This is a genomic window from Pseudomonas sp. TWR2-1-1, assembly GCF_049897045.1.
Classification (GTDB): Bacteria; Pseudomonadota; Gammaproteobacteria; order Pseudomonadales; family Pseudomonadaceae; genus Aquipseudomonas; species Aquipseudomonas versuta.
Window position 1 is genome coordinate 343533 of sequence record NZ_JAFCVM010000005.1, and the last position, 18135, is coordinate 361667.

An 18135-nucleotide genomic window follows, 5' to 3' on the forward strand; every position below is an offset into this window, starting at 1 on the left:
ACAAAATGGTGTTTTGAAAACCTTCGGGCAACGCCCCCGCCCAGCCGGCTCCCACAATGATTGCGCCAATAGTGTGGGAGCCGGCTGGCCGGCGATTGCGATCGCAAAAAACAAACGTCCCTTTGAGATTCATTCCTTGAACACACCCGGCACCTACTCCCCTGACATTGCGGTACCCGGCGACAAGCGCGTCTTCGGCGCCCGTGATCTGTTTTCCCTGTGGTTCTCCCTCGGCATTGGCCTGATGGTGCTGCAGACTGGCGCCTTGCTGGCACCGGGCCTGGGCCTTTCAGGGTCATTGCTGGCAATTTTTTTCGGCACGCTGGTGGGCGTGGCCTTACTGGCTTCGGTCGGGGTGATTGGCTGCGACACCGGGCTGTCCTCCATGGCAGCCCTCAAGCTCAGCCTCGGTACCCGGGGCGCCATGCTCCCGGCCATGCTCAACGTGCTGCAGTTGATCGGCTGGGGTTCGTTTGAAATCATCGTGATGCGCGACGCCGCAAGCTTGCTGGGCGCCCGCGCCTTCAGCGAAGGCAGCGTGTTGAGCAGCCCGATGCTGTGGACGCTGATCTTTGGTGCCCTGGCCACCTTGCTCGCCGTCAGCGGGCCGCTGACCTTTGTGCGCAAGGTCTTGCGCAAATGGGGCATCTGGCTGCTGTTGGCAGCATGCCTGTGGCTGACCTGGAACCTGCTCGCCAAAGCCGATCTGCCTGCACTGTGGGGGCAAAAGGGCGATGGGTCGTTGCCGTTTGCACTGGGTTTTGACATTGCCATCGCCATGCCGCTGTCGTGGCTGCCGTTGATCGCCGACTATTCACGCTTTGGCAAACGGGCCAAAAACGTATTCGGCGGCACTGCGCTGGGCTTCTTTATTGGCAACTTCTGGTTGATGAGCCTGGGGGTGGCCTACACGCTGGCGTTCGCCCCGAGTGGCGAAGTCAATGCGCTGCTCTTGGCGCTGGCGGGGGCGGGGCTGGGGATTCCGTTGTTGCTGATCTTGCTCGACGAGTCGGAAAACGCTTTTGCCGACATCCACTCGGCGGCGGTCTCCAGCGGGATTTTGTTGCGCATCAAAGTCGAACATCTGGCGCTGACGATTGGCGTGATCTGCACGCTGATTGCCTGTTTCGCGCCGTTGGCCCAGTACCAGAACTTCCTGCTGTTGATTGGATCGGTGTTTGCGCCGCTGTTTGGCGTGGTGCTGGTGGATCACTTCATCCTGCGCAAGCGCAGTGCCCGGGTGACGGCCACATTGTTTCGCTGGTCGACCTTGCTGGCCTGGTTGGGCGGGGTGGTGACCTATCACCTGCTGGCGAATCTGTACCCGGATGTGGGCGCGACCTTGCCGGCCTTGTTGCTGGCCGGGTTGCTGCAGTGGGTACTGGGACGTAACAAATTCTGACAGCTGACCGTAGGAGCGAGCTTGCTCGCGAGCTGTGAAGCCATTGAAAAGCTCGTGAGCAAACTCGCTCCTACAGTGGGCGGGGGTTAGCCGCGGGCCGGGATCCACTCGGGTTTCAGAATTCCGTTCAGGCGCGAGTAGGGGATCTTCAACTCGACATGCCCTTCGGAGTACGGTGCAATGCTGTACACGTCGTATTTGAGGGCCACGTTGTCCTTGAGCAGTGCCACATTCGGGGTTTGCTGGAACGGCCAGTTTTTCACGAACTCCGGGTCGCTGCCGTGATTGCTGCTGATCAACCAGTTGTTGTGCGCCACTTTGACGGCGCCCCAAAAGGCTTGCTCCTTGCCCGGCAGCAGCATGTCCTGCAGGGTCACTTCTTTCTGCTCTTTGGCCGAGTAGTTGATAAAGCCACGTCCTGGCATGCCATGGGCGCCGCCGGTATCCAGATAACTGGACAGCTCGATGATCACCAGACCGTCATGCTGCTCGCGTACTTTTGCCTGCAGGTAGGTGCTGTTGCGGCTGGGGGGCGTGCGCAAAAACTGCTCGCGGTAAGCATTGAGCGAAGGCGCCAGTTTCTCGTCGGGTGAGTTGACGGTCATTTTCAACAAGCGGTTTTCGATCAGGGCATCGAGTGTTGGAGCGTCTGCAAAGTGCACTGTCTCGATGTTGACCAGTGGGCACTCCATACCGCTGCATCCGGCTTTGACTTGCTCGGAGGCGTCCGCAGTAAAGGCCAGCGGTTTTGGCGCGGACGGCTGGAACATGCTCTGACAGGCACCCAGGGTCAGGGCGATACAGGTCATGGAGGCAAATTTTAAAAGCGACATGGTTGTCCTTCATCAACGAAAGAAAGTTGCAGATTATGGTGGTTCGACTGCCCGCAGGGGAGTCGGTTCGCCACTAAGCTCAATAGTGTCAATTAGAGAGGGTTTGCAGGCAATCCGTCTATCCCCGCGTCATAAAAGGGGCTGCATCCTTGGCCGCAGGCGCGTTAGGATGCCCGATGCCGCGGGCAACCCCGGTGAAATTCGCCAGCAAGAGGTTTTCCATGACTGACATCACCAAGGCCACGCCAAGCGCCACAGAGATCATAAAACGCGAAGAGTGTTTTAAGGGTTTCTACCAGCTTGACCGCGTCCATCTGCGCCATGAATTGTTTGCTGGCGGTATGAGTCGTGAGATCAGTCGCGAAGTGTTTGTCCGTCACGATGCCGTGTGTGTGCTGCCGTATGATCCGCAGCGCGATGAAGTGGTACTGATCGAGCAGTTTCGCGTCGGTGCCATGGGCAAGGCTCAAACCCCGTGGTTGATCGAGCTGGTGGCCGGACTCATCGACAAGGTCGAAGAGCCTGAAGAAGTCGCTCGTCGCGAAGGTGAAGAAGAGGCCGGGCTGACGTTCTCCTCCCTGTGGCCGATCACCCGCTACTTTCCGTCGCCGGGTGGCAGCACCGAGTTTGTGCATCTGTATCTGGGCCGTTGCAGCACCGTGGGTGTTGGCGGATTGCACGGGCTGGAAGAAGAAGCCGAAGATATCCGGGTAACGGTCTGGGCCTATGAAGATGCCCTGCAAGCCGTACGCGATGGACGTATTTCCAATGCAGCGAGCATTATTGCCCTGCAATGGCTGGCGCTTAATCGCGCTGAAGTGAGGGGGTTATGGTTGTAATTGCGCGTCGTGAACGATACCGGGTCGATCTGATTGGCTTGCAGGCTGCCTGCGAGGCCAATTACGCCCGGCTGATGCGGTTGTTGCCCGATATGCGCGAGCAACCGAGTGCCCGGCGGATTGCCGTGACCCAGGGTGACCAGATGCTGGGGGTGCTGACCCTAGAGGTGATCCAGGACTGCCCTTACACCAGCACCTTGCGGGTGCGTCAGGAGCACAGCCTGCCCTGGTTGCCGGTACCCGAACTGCAAGTGCAGGTGTACCACGATGCGCGTATGGCCGAAGTCATTGCGGCCGAGCATGCGCGACGCTTTCGCAGTATTTACCCGTACCCCAACGTGGCCATGCACCAGCCCGACGAGAAAGCCCAGCTCAATATATTTTTGGGTGAATGGCTGAGCCATTGTCTGGCATGCGGGCATGAGTACGCGGAAGTTCGTTAGACGTACGATCTGTTTGAGCTCGCTCGCGATCTTTTCAACCCGACAGTTCGCGAGCACACTCGCTTCTACCGCTCAACTTTTCTCCCGGGGTAGCCTCCTTGCCGAATGTATCCACGCTGACCACCGAAGACCCGGTGCTGCTGGTGCAACTGACCGACAGCCATTTGTTTGCCGAGGCCGACGGTTCGCTGCTGGGCCTCAGGACCGCAGACAGTCTGCAGCAAGTAATCGATCTGGTTCGCGCCGAACAGCCGCAGGTTGATTTGCTGCTGGGCACCGGTGATCTGGCCCAGGACGGCAGCGTTGCGGCTTACCGGCATTTCCGGGAGCTGACCGGGTCGCTGTGCGCCCGGGCGCGCTGGATTCCCGGTAACCATGATCATGTGCCCAATATGTACGAAGCCGCCGTGCAAAGCCGTTTGCTGGACCCGGTGGTTGATCTGGGCAACTGGCGCATCACCTTGCTGCATTCGAACGTGGACCAGAAAAGCCACGGTTATCTGGAAGACAGTCAACTCCAGTTGCTGGCGCAGTCGTTGAGCGAAGCGCCTGACCTTCATCATCTGATCAGCCTGCACCACCATCCAGTGCCGGTGGGCTGTGAGTGGATTGAGCCGATCGGGCTGCGCAACGCCAGCGAATTCTGGAAGGTGCTCGATCGTTATCCACAGGTGCGTGGCGTGCTGTGGGGCCATGTGCATCAAGAGTTTGATCAGCACCGCAATGGCGTGAGGCTGCTGGCATCCCCTTCGACCTGCGTCCAGTTCACCCCCGCCAGCCCTGATTTCAAGGTCAGCAGCGAGGCGCCAGGTTATCGCTGGCTGCGCCTGCAGCCTGATGGCACTTTGCAAACCGGGGTGTCGCGCATCCCCGACTTCGTCTTCGAACCCGATTACAGCGCCAACAATTACTGAGTTGCCCCTGAGTCAGGCTAAACTGCGCGTCTTTATTGATGTTGTGACGGCCAAATCTGTACTCGGGAGTGATTGCATGTCCGGTTCCATCTTGTATATCCACGGCTTCAACAGTGCCCCTGAGTCCAGGAAGGCCACGCAGTTGATCTCGGTAATGCAGCGCATGGGTCTTGGCGATCAGCTCCGGGTGCCGGCCTTGCATCATCACCCGCGCGAAGCGATGGCGCAGTTGACGGCGGCAATCAACGAGATGGACCGCCCGTTGCTGGTAGGCAGTTCACTCGGCGGCTACTATGCGACCTGGTTGGCCCAACAGCATGGGCTCAAAGCCTTGCTGGTCAATCCGGCCGTCAGCCCGCATCGGATGTTCGACGGTTATCTGGGCACGCAAACCAACCTTTACAGCGGCGAAACCTGGGAACTGACCCTCGATCATGTGCAGGCCCTGGCCGAGCTTGAAGTGGCGGCGCCCCAAGACCCGCAGCGGTATCAGGTGTGGTTGCAAACAGGCGATGAAACCCTGGACTACCGTTACGCTGAAACCTATTACCAGGCCTGTGCCTTGCGGATTCAGGGCGGTGGCGATCACAGTTACCAGGGGTTCGCGCAGCAACTGCCCGCGCTGTTGAGTTTTGCCGGGATTGGCGCCCAGCAGTATCAAACCATCGACTTTGCGGCCCTTTAAGGCGCCCGTCGAATGGCCCTTATTTTTCATTTACGACTAACGACGAGACCCTATGGCCACTCCCAGCGCTAGCTCTTATAACGCCGACGCCATCGAAGTCCTCTCGGGCCTCGACCCGGTGCGCAAACGCCCCGGCATGTACACCGACACCAGTCGGCCCAACCACCTGGCCCAGGAAGTCATCGACAACAGTGTCGATGAAGCCCTGGCCGGCCATGCCAAATCGGTGCAAGTCATTCTGCATGCCGATCACTCGCTGGAAGTCAGCGATGACGGGCGCGGCATGCCGGTGGACATTCACCCCGAAGAAGGCGTGTCAGGCGTCGAGCTGATCCTTACCAAGCTCCATGCGGGCGGCAAGTTCTCGAACAAAAACTACCAGTTCTCCGGCGGCCTGCACGGCGTGGGGATTTCGGTGGTCAACGCGCTGTCGACTCTGGTCAGGGTCAAGGTCAAACGCGACGGCAACGAGTACCAGATGACCTTCGCCGATGGCTATAAAGCCACCGACCTGGAAGTTGTAGGTACCGTCGGCAAGCGTAATACCGGAACCAGCGTGTACTTCGCCCCGGATCCGAAATATTTCGATTCGCCCAAGTTCTCGGTCAGCCGTCTCAAGCACGTGCTCAAGGCCAAGGCCGTATTGTGCCCGGGGCTGCTGGTCAGTTTTGAAGACAAGGGCACCGGCGAAAAAATCGAGTGGCACTACGAAGACGGCCTGCGCTCCTATCTGGTTGATGCCGTCAGCGAATTCGAACGCCTGCCGGATGAGCCGTTCTGCGGCAGCCTGGCGGGTAATAAAGAAGCCATCGACTGGGCGCTGTTGTGGTTGCCAGAGGGCGGCGACAGTGTCCAGGAAAGCTACGTCAACCTGATCCCCACGGCTCAGGGCGGGACTCACGTCAACGGTCTGCGCCAGGGCTTGCTCGATGCCATGCGTGAGTTCTGCGAGTTCCGCAGCCTGCTGCCGCGGGGCGTCAAGCTGGCCCCCGAAGACGTGTGGGAGCGCATTGCGTTCGTGCTGTCGATGAAAATGCAGGAACCGCAATTCTCGGGCCAAACCAAAGAGCGTCTGTCGTCCCGTGAAGCGGCGGCTTTTGTCTCGGGTGTGATCAAGGACTCCTTCAGCTTGTGGCTCAATGCCAACCCCGAGCTGGGCATGCAACTGGCCGAGCTGGCGATCAACAACGCCGGGCGCAGGCTCAAGGCCAGTAAAAAGGTCGAACGCAAGCGCATCACCCAGGGGCCGGCGTTGCCGGGCAAGCTGGCCGATTGCGCCGGGCAGGACCCGATGCGCTCCGAGCTGTTCCTGGTGGAGGGTGACTCCGCTGGCGGTTCTGCCAAGCAAGCCCGGGACAAAGAGTTTCAGGCCATCCTGCCGTTGCGCGGCAAGATTCTTAACACCTGGGAAGTCGATGGCAGCGAAGTGCTGGCCAGCCAGGAAGTGCACAACATCGCGGTGGCCATCGGGGTTGATCCGGGCGCGGCCGACATCAGCCAGCTGCGCTACGGCAAAATTTGCATCCTGGCCGACGCCGACTCCGACGGTTTGCACATTGCGACCTTGCTCTGTGCATTGTTCGTGCAGCATTTCCGGCCGTTGGTGGACGCCGGCCACGTGTACGTGGCCATGCCGCCGTTGTACCGGATCGACTTGGGCAAAGAGATTTTTTACGCCCTGGACGAAGCCGAACGCGATGGCATCATCGACCGGCTGGTTGCCGAGAAGAAGCGCGGCAAACCTCAGGTCACGCGATTTAAAGGCCTGGGTGAAATGAACCCGCCACAGCTGCGTGAAACCACCATGGACCCGAACACCCGGCGTCTGGTGCAGCTGACACTTGAAGATTACGCCGCCACCTCCGAAATGATGGACATGCTACTGGCCAAGAAACGCGCCGGTGACCGCAAGTCCTGGCTCGAGTCCAAAGGCAACCTGGCGCAGGTACTGGCCTGATGCGCATTGCCTTGATGGCGTTGCTTTGTGTGGGTGCGGCACCGGTAATGGCTGATACATGGCCCGAGCTGGCGCTGCAGTCCGAGCATCCCGTAGAAGGCATGCGCGGCGCCAACCTGTCCGGGCTGGCGCTGTGTCTGGGAGAGTTGTGGGCGGTTTCTGACCGCGATGATGATCAGATCTACCGCCTGGATCAGCACTCTGCCGAGTGGCACGCCGAGGCGCTGACGATTGATGTCCCGCCGCCGCCTGAAAGCGGTTTGCCGTGGGGCGTGCGCATGATGAGCAAGGCCGTCAGCCCGTTGCGCGGTGGTGATCTGGATTTCGAAGGGATCAGTTGCGACGACGCGGGCAACCGCTTCGTGGTCAGTGAGGCCCATGCCGCGGTGCTGCAAATTCCGCAGATGGGTGCGCCTGCATGGTTGAAAATCGACCCGGCGCTGGTACGCCAGGCGCGTGCCAGCGGCATGTTGCTGCATTTCAATGCGCTATTTGAAGGGATCGCCGTCAACCCCCAGGGCAACCAGGTTTGGCTGGCGGCCGAGCGCGAGCGGCGTGGTTTGCTGACGATCCGCAAAAAACAGAGTGTGTGGGACTGCGAAGGCGGTTGCGTGTTGATGAGTGAGGGCGGCCTCGAACAGCCGCCACCTCAACTCAAGGTCAAGGCGCAACAAAAGGACTTCGCCGACCTGGCGCTGTTCGAGGGCAAACTGTTTACCCTCGAGCGCATGGCTTATCGCATTTGTCGTCGCACCCCGAGCACGGGTGAAGTTGAACGCTGCTGGTCATTTGCCAATGATGCGTTGACCGCTGGCCGGCTTTACAAGAGTGCGTATGGCAATACCGAGGCCCTGAGTCTTGACGCCAAAGGCGCCTGGATCGGTGTGGATAACGGCAATCATGTGCGCGCCGATGGCGAGAAACGCCCCGTTGTCTGGCGTTTTGCTGCCCCGCAAGGCGGCTGGAGTGCCGGCTCATGAGCCGCCAGCCACCGGGCAAGGGCGTAGGGCGGGTCTTCATGATCGTGGCCTGGTGTGCGGGGCTGTATCTGGCAACGCAATTTTTTGGACGCTGGGAACAGCGTCAGGCCAACCCCAACGCTGAGGTCACCTCTGAGCAGGGCGAGGGTTATATCGAAGTCAAACTGCTCGGCAACGCGCAGGGTCACTTCGTCGCCAGCGGCCGTATCAACAACGTGCCGGTGGAATTTTTACTGGATACCGGGGCTACCGATGTTGCGGTTCCGCTGGAGTTGGCCAGGCAACTGGCACTACCCAAAGGCATGCCCGTGACCCTGAACACCGCCAATGGCCGCACCCAGGGCTATCAGACCCGGATCGACCGCCTGCAACTGGGTGCCATTGTGCTGCGCGACGTACGTGCGGTGGCAGCGCCCGGGCTTGAAGGCGAACAGATACTGCTGGGCATGAGTGCCCTGAACAAACTTGAATTTACCCAGCGCGGCGGCACCATGCTGCTGCGCCAGACAACGAACTGAATGAGGTCCGCATGAGCGACTCCCTTGATCTCAGCCTGGACGGCGTAGAACGCCGGTCACTGGCCGACTTCACCGAACAGGCCTACCTCAACTACTCCATGTACGTAATCATGGACCGGGCCTTGCCGCATATCGGCGACGGCCTCAAGCCTGTTCAACGGCGCATTATCTACGCCATGAGCGAACTGGGTCTGGATGCAGACTCCAAGCACAAAAAATCGGCGCGTACCGTCGGTGACGTACTCGGCAAGTTCCACCCCCACGGTGACTCGGCGTGCTACGAGGCCATGGTGCTGATGGCGCAGCCGTTCAGCTACCGCTACACCCTGGTCGACGGGCAAGGCAACTGGGGTGCGCCGGATGATCCCAAGTCATTCGCCGCCATGCGTTACACCGAAGCGCGCTTGTCGCGCTACTCCGAAGTGCTGCTCAGCGAACTGGGTCAGGGCACGGCCGACTGGGTGCCCAACTTTGACGGCACCCTCGACGAGCCTGCAGTGTTGCCGGCCCGTTTGCCGAACATCCTGCTCAATGGCACCACCGGCATCGCCGTGGGCATGGCCACTGACGTGCCGCCGCACAACCTGCGCGAAGTCGCGACTGCCTGCGTACGCTTGCTTGACGAGCCAAAAGCCACGGTAGAGCAACTGTGCGAGCACATTCAGGGGCCGGATTACCCGACCGAAGCCGAAATCATCACCCCGCGCGCCGATCTGCTGAAGATCTATCAGACCGGTCGTGGTTCGGTGCGCATGCGGGCCGTGTATCACATTGAAGATGGCGACATCGTGGTCACGGCGTTGCCGCACCAGGTGTCCGGCGCCAAGGTGCTGGAGCAGATTGCCGCGCTGATGCAGGCCAAGCCGACCAAGCTGGCCATGGTCACTGACTTGCGCGACGAATCTGACCACGAAAACCCGTGCCGCATCGTGATCATCCCGCGCAACAACAAGGTCGATCTCGACGAATTGATGCAGCATTTGTTTGCTGTGACCGATCTAGAGTCCACTTTCCGCGTCAACATCAACATCATTGGCCTGGACGGCAAACCGCAGCTGAAAAACCTGCGTGCCTTGCTGGTGGAGTGGCTGGAGTTCCGGGTTCACACCGTGCGCCGCCGCTTGCAGTTCCGCCTTGATAAAGTCGAGCGTCGCCTGCACCTGTTGGACGGTTTGCTCACGGCTTACCTGAACCTGGACGAAGTGATCCATATCATTCGTACCGAGGAGCACCCCAAAGCCGAGCTGATTGCGCGCTTTGCCCTGAGCGAAACCCAGGCCGATTACATTCTCGACACGCGCTTGCGCCAACTGGCCCGCCTTGAAGAGATGAAGCTGCGCACCGAGCAAGACGCGCTGCGTAAAGAACAAGCCAAACTGCAAACCTTGCTGGGCAGCGAAGCCAAGCTGAAAAAGCTGGTGCGCAGCGAGTTGCTGGCCGACGCCGAAACCTATGGCGATGACCGTCGTTCGCCGATTGTGTCTCGCGCTGAAGCCAAAGCCTTGTCGGAAAACGAGCTGGTGCCGACTGAAGCGGTCACGGTTGTGTTGTCTGAAAAAGGCTGGGTACGTTGCGGTAAAGGTCACGACCTGGATGCGACAGGGCTGTCCTATAAAGCAGGGGACGGCTACAAAACCGCTGCTGCCGGGCGTTCCAACCAGTACGCAGTGTTTATTGATTCCACCGGGCGCAGTTATTCGGTACCGGCGCACACCCTGCCGTCGGCCCGTGGCCAGGGCGAGCCGTTGACCGGCCGTCTAACACCGCCGCCGGGCGCGACGTTTGAGTGTGTGTTGTTGCCTGAAGACGACTCGCTGTACGTAATCGCCTCCGATGCCGGTTACGGTTTTGTGGTCAAGGGTGAAGACCTGCAAGCCAAGAACAAGGCCGGCAAGGCGCTGCTCAGCCTGCCAAAAGGTGCGCAAGTGATGCTGCCGCGACCTGTGACGGATCGCGAGCATAACTGGCTGGCGGCCGTGACCACTGAAGGCCGTCTGTTGATCTTCAAAGTCAGCGACCTGCCGCAGCTGGGTAAAGGCAAGGGCAACAAAATCATCGGCATTCCCGGTGATCGCGTCGCCAACCGCGAAGAGTATGTGACGGACATCGCCGTACTGCCGGACAACGCCACGCTGGTGTTGCAGGCCGGCAAGCGCACCTTGTCGCTCAAGGCTGATGACCTGGAACATTACAAAGGTGAACGTGGCCGGCGCGGGAACAAGTTGCCGCGAGGATTCCAGCGCGTGGACGCTTTGTTGGTAGAAGTGCCCAATTAAGCCTGTTTAATGCGCCCGATCTTCGATTTATCGCGTAGATCGGCGCAACGGCGCTGGAGTCGCGCCTGATATTCGCGGATGATATGCGGCTCTTACGACATGGTGCGTATGAATATTCCTAAAATTCTTCAGAATCACACTGCGGCGCGCCAAACGGCGGCCCCCTGGATGGAATGATGAACGTTCTACGTCTTCCTTTAATTGCGCTATTGACCGGTGTGCTTGGCCTGGCGGGGTGCAGCACGCACCAGCCAGCTGCTCTGTACCAACTGGACAGTGGCACTCCCGGCCAGCCCAAGCAAAGCGCGGGTATGGCTGTGGTGCTTGGCCCCGTGACCGTGGCCGATTACCTGCAACGCGAAACCCTGCTGCAACGCCAGGCCGATGGCAGCCTGAGTGCGGCCACCGATGGTCGTTGGGCTGGCAGCTTGTCGTCAGACATTGATCAGTTGTTGTTGCGTCAGGTTGCCTGGCGCCTGGACAGCCAGCGTGTCGTTCTGGCACCGGCCCCTGCGGGCTTCAGCCCTGACGTGCAAGTGCTGCTGTCGATCACCCGTCTGGACTCCGGTAAAAATCAGCCGGCAATTCTGGATGCGCAATGGCGCTTGATCGACCGACGCGGCCAGGTTCGGGATAACCGCATGGTTCATCTGGAGCAGCAGCACGACGGCAGCACGGCAGCCCAGGTCAAGGCCCAGGGCGAGTTGTTGCAACAGTTGAGCAAGCAATTGGCAGTGGCGCTTGCCCCGCTGGCCAATCAGCCGCCGCTGGTTGAGCTGCACAAGCCCGAAGCCAAGCCGGCCCCCAAGCAGACGGAGAAGCCAAGAATTCCCATGGCTTCACCGATACGTACTGACATGGAAGTGTTCCGCTTCTGAGCCAGTTCGCACAATAAAAAACGCCGCTTACCCGGAAATGGGAAAGCGGCGTTTTTTTTTGCCCTGCCTTTGTAGGCGCGAGCTTTTCAGCGCATGGCTCGCGAGCAAGCTCGCTCCTGCAGGGGTTGGCCTCTATACGCGGTTCTCATGCATTCGTGCCAACTGGCGCTCGAGCATGGACGGGTAGGGCTCCATTAACCGCTCAACGCAGCAGGCACCTTCGGGGCTGGCGATAGGGCGGATGCGGGCGCGTTGACGGATCAGCGGGTCATCACTGATCTTGCGCTCCACCAGCAGCAAGTTGCGGCTGTGTTGCGACAGGGCCAGGGCGTCCTGTGCGGTTTCGGTCAGCAATAGATCGATCTGGCTCAGGCCGTTCAGGCCTTCGCCCAGTACCAGGCCCAGTTGCAATTGCAGGGTGATGCCGCTGTCCGCAACTTCGATCTGCAAGGCATGACCCAGGGCCCGAAGCAATTCGCCGCAGCAGATAGCATTGGTCAGGTAGTCGTCGCCGCTGTCTTCGCTATGGAACAGCATCAGGGTGCTGCCGTCGTTCAGCGTGTGCAGTTCGCTCTGGTACAGCGAGGCAGCCTGGTTAAGGCAGTCGCGATAGCGCTCGAGCAATTCCATCAGACGGGCGCGGGGCAGGCGGCGCAGTTGTTCTTGCGCCCCCAGTTGCACTGCCAGTACTGCGCTCGGTTGTGGCGTGGCCGGCTGGGCTTTGGCCAGGGCTTTTGGCGCCGCGGCGGTAGTTGAGGTGTCGCGCAAATCAGCGAACGGGTCTTCTTCGCTCTCGTCTTCTTCGGTGCTTATCACTTGCCGTGGCGCTGCTTTGGGAGCGGGCGCGGGCGGTGTTTCATCGAAATCCGGATTGCTCAGGTTGCGTACTTCGAAGGTCGGCTCGTTGTCTTCGGCGTCTTCGTAATCGCTGTCGTCGTAGTCTTCTTCCTGCTCGGGCTCGGGCTCCGGCTCTGGAGCAGGCGGGGCCAGCCGGCTGTGGAGCTGGCGTGCCAGATCACCGATTTCATCCTGGCGGGTAATCGCCGGGGTGTAAGGGTCTGGTTCGCGCAGCCATACCCGCAACTGCAACAGGGGCGTGGTGATATGGCGACCCAGACGCAGGCTCAAGGCCAGCGCCAGTGCGAGCAGAATGGCGCTCAAAATGCCCATGCTCTGCAAGCTGATGGTCATCGGCTGCTCGAACTGGTTCATGTCCAGGCTGATGCGCAGATGCCCGGCGGTCACATCCTGAAAGGTGATTTTGGTCTGGTAAACGCCCTGGGTTTCGCCCAGCAGACCGTTCTTCGGGCGTTGCCCGGCTTCGGCGAGGATGCGGTTATCGACGCTATAAATAGCGGCGTGCGCCACCAGGGGGTTTTTGGTCAGGTTGTTGAGCAGCACGTTGAGGCTGAGGATGTCGTTGGACACCAGCAACTCGGTCGCCGAGGTGGCTGTTTGGGTGGTCAGGCTCTGACCCAGCGCATCGGCTTGTTCGTGCATGGCCTGTTTGAATTGCAGGCCCATCACCACCGCATAAATGACCAGCGCCAACGCGACCAGAATCACGTTGTGGGTGGCAATACGCAGAGCAATCGGAACGCGACGATCGCGCAAGGCCCGGAAGATCAGCAGGAAGAAATTATCGTTTTTGACAGGCAATGGCCGGTTCACTGAGCGCGGCTCTTAGTCCGTTAAGTTGGAGCGCAGTATAACGAGCAGCCCCGGGGCGGCAAAGCCTTGGCGATGCCCGATGGTCACTGAAAGTAGGTAGAATGCGGTTTTTTTAGCGAATGGGGGTGTGCCTTGCGCGAAATCGTCCTGATAAACATCACGGGTGAGGACCGTCCGGGTCTCACTGCGGCCATTACCGGCGTACTGGCCAGCAATGGTGTGAACATTCTCGACATTGGTCAGGCCGTCATTCATGGCGTTTTGTCGTTGGGTTTTCTGGTTGAAATTCCGCAAGCGGAACAGGTGTCGGCGGTACTCAAGGACCTGCAGCCCCTGATCGCTAAAGAGGGTCTGCAACTGCGCTTTGACCCGATTACCGAGGATCACTACCAACGCTGGGTCAATGAGCAAAGCCAGCAGCGTCATGTGGTGACGTTGATGAGCCGCCAGGTGACGGCCTATGAACTGCAACGCGTGACATCGGTGATCAGCCAGCACGGGTTGAACATCGAGCAGACGGATCGCCTGTCGGGTCGTGTACCGCTGGATGCGCCGACGCAACTGAGTAAAAGCTGCATCGAGTTGCGTGTATGCGGTGGCCCGACCGATCTTGAAGCCTTGCGCGCGGCATTCTTTGGTCTGGCCCAGGAACTGAATGTCGACATCGCGTTGCAGGAAGACACCCTGTTCCGTCGCCATCGTCGTCTTGCGGTTTTTGACATGGACTCGACCCTGATCCAGGCCGAAGTCATCGACGAACTGGCAAAAGCTGCAGGCGTGGGCGAGCAGGTATCTGCGATCACCGAGCGTGCGATGGCCGGTGAGCTGGATTTCAAGGCCAGCTTCAAGGAGCGCATGGCGCTGCTTAAAGGTCTGGACGTCAGCGTGCTGGACTCCATCGGCGCATCGCTGCGCCTGACGGAAGGCACCGAGGTGCTGTTCGCCGAGCTTAAGCGTCTGGGTTACAAAACTGCCATCTTGTCGGGCGGCTTTACCTACTTCGCCAAGCAATTGCAGGCGCGGCTGGGTATCGACTACGTGTTTGCCAACGAGTTGCAGGTGGTCGACGGAAAAGTCACCGGGGTGGCGGTTGAGCCGATTGTCGATGCACAGCGCAAGGCTGACTTGCTGCGAGAGCTGACGATCAAGGAAGGGCTGGTACTGGAGCAGACCATTGCGGTCGGTGATGGCGCCAACGATCTGCCAATGCTGGCGATTGCCGGTCTGGGTGTAGCGTTTCGCGCCAAGCCACTGGTGAAACAGTCGGCCCGCCACGCTATTTCGACCCTGGGTCTGGATGCCGTGCTGTACCTGCTGGGCCAGCGTGACCGTAACAGCCAGGGCTAACGAAGCCCTGTAGGAGCGAGCTTGCTCGCGAGCTTTTAAGATCGCGAGCAAGTACAGGGATCAGGTGTTATTCGGCGTTAGCCGGGCCACCAATGCCTTGACCCATCATCACCGGCGAACCCGCCGTCAGATTTTCAGCCCATTTGACCTGCTCCGGGCCGAACAGCACGATCGCAGTAGAACCCAGCTTGAAGCGACCCAGTTCGGCGCCTTTTTCCAGATGGATTGGTGCACGGGCCGCCTCGTCGTAGCGGAAGGTTTTCAGCTCGCGTTTAGGCGGCGTCACCAGACCGGCAAAGACGGTTTCAATCGATGCCACGATCATGGCGCCGACCAATACCACGGCCATCGGGCCGCGCTCAGTATCAAAAATACACACCGCACGCTCGTTGCGGGCAAACAGCTCCGGTACGTTTTCGGCGGTGGTCTGGTTGACCGAAAACAGGCGGCCCGGCACGTAGATCATTTCACGCAGGGTACCGGCCAGTGGCATGTGCACACGGTGGTAATCCTTGGGCGACAGGTAAATGGTGGCAAACTCGCCGCCCATGAATTGCGCAGCAACCGCCGCGTCGCCGCCCACCAACTCCAGCACGCTGTAGCTGTGGCCCTTGGCCTGGAACACCCGGCCGTGCTCGATCGGGCCCAATTGGCTGACTGCACCGTCGGCCGGGCTCAGTACCGCGCCCGGGGTTTGATCCAGAGGGCGGGCACCGTCTTTCAGGGCCCGGGTGAAGAAGGCGTTGAAGTGCTCGTAAGCCGTAACGTCTTCTACCAGCGCCTGGGACATGTCCACTTGATAACGCTTGGCGAACCAGGTGGTGAACGCATTCTTGAACCAGCGCACGCGGCACTCGGCAATGCAGCCGGCCAGGCGCGACAACAGGTGATGCGGCAACAGGTACTGGCTCAGGAGAAACAAACGCTTTTTCATTGCAGGTCCTTAGTTTTTGACAGGCAGCTCGACGGGGGTGTCGGGGTGGTTGCCCCATTCGCCCCAGGAGCCGGCGTAGCCTTTGACGCGCGGGTAACCGAGCGATTTGGCAACGAGATAGGTAAAGCCAGAGCGGTGGTGAGTCTGGCAGTGGGTAATCACTTCTTTGTCCGGCGTGATGCCTAGATCCTTGAGGATCTGCGCCATGTCGGTACGAATGCGCAGGTTGCGGCTTTTATCCATGCCCGCGGTCCATTCGAAATTTTTCGCACCGGGGATATGCCCGCCTTTGGCTGCCAGCACTTTTTCACCGGCGTACTCGGCGGCGCTGCGTGCATCCCAGATGGCCAGGTCAGCAGCGCCCAGACGGCTTTGCAGGTATTCACGGGTGGCAATGGGTTCGTCATGCAAGGTCAGCTCGACCGGGCCGCCGACAGCTGGCGGCACTTCGGTGGATAGCGAGTAGCCCTCGGCGATCCAGGCGTGTATCCCGCCATCCAGGTAGTGATAGGCCTTGTGGCCGATAACGTCGAGCAACCAGATAAAGCGCCCGGCCCAGCCGCCACCTTCGTCGTCATAAACAACGTAGACCGCGTTGGGGTTGTGCCCCAGTTCGCCGAACAACGCCTCCAGAGAGTGCAGGGTCGGCAGCAGGCCGGGTGCCGGCGGCTGGCCCAGTTGCGTGCGTTTGGGGTCGACGAAACGAGCGCCCGGGATATGCCCTGACTCGTAACGCGCAACGCTGGTCAGGTCGACCACAATCAGTTCGGGGGTGTTGAGCCGTGCGAGCAGGTCGCCGGGCTCAATCACCAGCGCCAAGCCAGAGAAGTCAGGCATGTGAGGTCTCCAGAGCGAAAAAAGGAGGGATTGTAGCGCAAGGCTAGCGCCCGCGAGAGCTAAAGCTATTCAGGGCTTTCTCGATGCATTGCGCGGTTTTGCCAAATGCCTGCACGCTGGTCTCGCAAAACATGCCGCCACCCTGGTCAGCCACGAGCAGCATCACGACGCGGCCATTGCTGCTCAGCGAGCGTAGCAGCAGATGCTCGCCGGGGAACAGGTGGCGCAAGTTGGCAGGCAGGACCGAAGAAATCGTCGTGTTATTCCCGGGAGTCAGGCGTACTTGCGCAGGTTGCATCATCAAGCGTTGCAGGGCGGTACTTTCACTGACGGTAAAGCTCATGGCGAATGCCGCCGCGGGCAACCCGGACACCTCGCAAACCTGCAGGGTGGTGGCTGTTTTATCTGCTTTCAGGAGCATCAGCCGTTGCATGCCACAGGCCAGCAGGGCCTCGCGGGCACAGGTGGTGAGGTGCATTGCGTTGGCGAATGAACTCGGCTCTGCCAGCAGCTGCCCACACAGTTTGCGCCATAGTGCCAGCGCCTCGGCAGACGGTGGTGCAGCGGGTTGCCGAGCGTGATTGGCAAGGCGTGTATCCCATGGCCAGAGCAGGGCTTGTGCCGGGTGCCACAGGTCGGGCACCGAATGATAGCGAGCGCTGCTCGCCGCGTTTTGGTGCACCAGTTGCTGCACTTCATCCAGTGTGGTCTGCAGGTACAGCGCCGTCAGCAACTGCCAGCGCATGTTGTGCGGGGTGTCCCAGCCGGATTGAGCCGACAGCGCCAGGCAGTTGGCCAGCAACACACTGTTGGCCGGTTGATTGAGCCAGCGGCGCAGGGCCGGATCGGCGTCCAGCCGCTGTTGCTGGCGCAGCGGGTTATGAGTGTCGCGGGCGATGTGCAACACACTGACCAGCGTGCGCTGCTCTTCAAGCATGACCCTGTAGCCCTGGAGTACCCATGCCGGCAGTCGCCACAGTTGCGCCAGTGAAAGGCAGATATCAAACAGGCGGACACCGAACAGTTTCTGTTCGACTTCACTGGCGTGCTCGCCTTTGTGAATGACCCGTAGCTCCCATTCTTCGAGCAGTTCTGGATAGGTCAGCGCCAGCGCCCACAGCGGCGAGAGAAACAGCAGGCTGCCCCAGTAGATTTCCTGCCACAGCCGCGCCAGACGATTGCCGAACAGACCGACGGCCTGTTGCGCTGCATGTTGGCTGATGAGCTGGATTTGCCGGAACGCCAGGGGGATTTGCTCATTCGGCAAAGCGTTCATCTGTTCGAGCAGCGTCTGGGTGCGTTTGAGGCCCAGTCGATTGATGGCGACTTCCAGGCTCTCGGCAGGTTCGCTGAGGCTGCTCTGCTGGTGCTGGTTAGCCTCACGGATCAGGGTCAGCGCCAGTGCGGGGCTGTCTTGCATCACTTCGCTAATGTCGCGCAACGAGCGGCGGCTGTCGTTGAGCGCCTTGCACACCAGCGCATGGCTATGCAGCGGGACCGGCAATTGAGCGGCATCAAGGCGCTGGACCCAGGCATCCAGGGTTGAGGGTGTTGCTAGTGGCGGGATGGTTTCACTGGTCATGATGGGTGCGCGGTCATCATCAATTTGTTGCACGCCCCA

Annotated in this window: 16 protein-coding genes; 11 read left to right on the forward strand and 5 right to left on the reverse strand. The window is 60.2% G+C overall.

Features of this window, described 5'->3' with window-relative positions:
• The first annotated feature begins 127 nt into the window (after positions 1-127).
• Positions 128-1402 (forward strand): putative hydroxymethylpyrimidine transporter CytX, encoded by a 1275-nt coding sequence (gene cytX / locus ACP7BO_RS15230; RefSeq protein ID WP_426211416.1) that lies wholly within the window; start codon positions 128-130, stop codon positions 1400-1402.
• A gap of 86 nt (positions 1403-1488) precedes the next feature.
• Here cytX and ACP7BO_RS15235 read toward each other — a convergent pair whose 3' ends face one another.
• Positions 1489-2235: an RsiV family protein gene (locus tag ACP7BO_RS15235; protein WP_426211222.1), complete on the reverse strand. Its 747-nt coding sequence runs from the start codon at positions 2233-2235 to the stop codon at positions 1489-1491.
• A gap of 221 nt (positions 2236-2456) precedes the next feature.
• Here ACP7BO_RS15235 and ACP7BO_RS15240 point away from each other — a divergent pair, with 221 nt between their 5' ends.
• The 9 genes from ACP7BO_RS15240 (at position 2457) to ACP7BO_RS15280 (ending at position 11725) form a co-directional block, all read left to right on the forward strand.
• Positions 2457-3074, forward strand: a complete 618-nt coding sequence (locus ACP7BO_RS15240; protein WP_060696986.1) for an NUDIX domain-containing protein — start codon at positions 2457-2459, stop codon at positions 3072-3074.
• Entirely contained in the window at positions 3065-3517 is a 453-nt protein-coding gene (locus ACP7BO_RS15245) for a DUF1249 domain-containing protein (RefSeq protein WP_060695806.1), read from the forward strand. Before ACP7BO_RS15240 ends, ACP7BO_RS15245 begins: the two co-directional genes overlap by 10 nt.
• Positions 3518-3615: 98 nt before the next feature.
• Positions 3616-4431, forward strand: a complete 816-nt coding sequence (gene cpdA / locus ACP7BO_RS15250) for a 3',5'-cyclic-AMP phosphodiesterase (protein WP_060695804.1) — start codon at positions 3616-3618, stop codon at positions 4429-4431.
• Positions 4432-4507: 76 nt separating this feature from the next.
• On the forward strand, positions 4508-5116 hold the full coding sequence (locus ACP7BO_RS15255) for a YqiA/YcfP family alpha/beta fold hydrolase (protein ID WP_060695802.1): 609 nt from the start codon (positions 4508-4510) through the stop codon (positions 5114-5116).
• Between the two features lie 52 nt (positions 5117-5168).
• Complete coding sequence (gene parE / locus ACP7BO_RS15260; RefSeq protein WP_426211225.1) at positions 5169-7073, forward strand: DNA topoisomerase IV subunit B; 1905 nt, start codon at positions 5169-5171, stop codon at positions 7071-7073.
• Complete coding sequence (locus ACP7BO_RS15265) at positions 7073-8053, forward strand: esterase-like activity of phytase family protein (protein ID WP_426211227.1); 981 nt, start codon at positions 7073-7075, stop codon at positions 8051-8053. Before parE ends, ACP7BO_RS15265 begins: the two co-directional genes overlap by 1 nt.
• The gene (locus ACP7BO_RS15270; RefSeq protein WP_060695795.1) at positions 8050-8571 is read left to right on the forward strand and encodes a retropepsin-like aspartic protease family protein; all 522 of its coding nucleotides are present in this window, start codon (positions 8050-8052) and stop codon (positions 8569-8571) included. Before ACP7BO_RS15265 ends, ACP7BO_RS15270 begins: the two co-directional genes overlap by 4 nt.
• 11 nt (positions 8572-8582) lie before the next feature.
• Entirely contained in the window at positions 8583-10847 is a 2265-nt protein-coding gene (gene parC / locus ACP7BO_RS15275; RefSeq protein WP_397455054.1) for a DNA topoisomerase IV subunit A, read from the forward strand.
• Positions 10848-11023: 176 nt separating this feature from the next.
• Entirely contained in the window at positions 11024-11725 is a 702-nt protein-coding gene (locus ACP7BO_RS15280) for a PqiC family protein (RefSeq protein WP_426211230.1), read from the forward strand.
• Between the two features lie 132 nt (positions 11726-11857).
• Here ACP7BO_RS15280 and ACP7BO_RS15285 read toward each other — a convergent pair whose 3' ends face one another.
• The gene (locus tag ACP7BO_RS15285; protein ID WP_060695789.1) at positions 11858-13396 is read right to left on the reverse strand and encodes an AhpA/YtjB family protein; all 1539 of its coding nucleotides are present in this window, start codon (positions 13394-13396) and stop codon (positions 11858-11860) included.
• Positions 13397-13528: 132 nt separating this feature from the next.
• On the opposite strand from ACP7BO_RS15285, the gene serB reads away from it, so the two are divergent.
• Positions 13529-14743, forward strand: a complete 1215-nt coding sequence (gene serB, locus ACP7BO_RS15290) for a phosphoserine phosphatase SerB (protein ID WP_073509417.1) — start codon at positions 13529-13531, stop codon at positions 14741-14743.
• Positions 14744-14810: 67 nt separating this feature from the next.
• On the opposite strand, the gene asd is transcribed toward serB, so the two are convergent.
• From asd to ACP7BO_RS15305, 3 genes are read right to left on the reverse strand one after another with little or no spacing between them, the layout of a single operon-like run.
• Complete coding sequence (asd, locus tag ACP7BO_RS15295) at positions 14811-15677, reverse strand: archaetidylserine decarboxylase (protein ID WP_060695785.1); 867 nt, start codon at positions 15675-15677, stop codon at positions 14811-14813.
• A 9-nt stretch (positions 15678-15686) separates the two neighbouring features.
• Positions 15687-16514: a rhodanese-like domain-containing protein gene (locus tag ACP7BO_RS15300; RefSeq protein WP_397455050.1), complete on the reverse strand. Its 828-nt coding sequence runs from the start codon at positions 16512-16514 to the stop codon at positions 15687-15689.
• A 43-nt stretch (positions 16515-16557) separates the two neighbouring features.
• A complete protein-coding gene (locus ACP7BO_RS15305; RefSeq protein ID WP_426211233.1) occupies positions 16558-18096 on the reverse strand; it encodes an HDOD domain-containing protein in 1539 nt (512 codons plus the stop codon).
• Between the last annotated feature and the right edge of the window lie 39 nt (positions 18097-18135).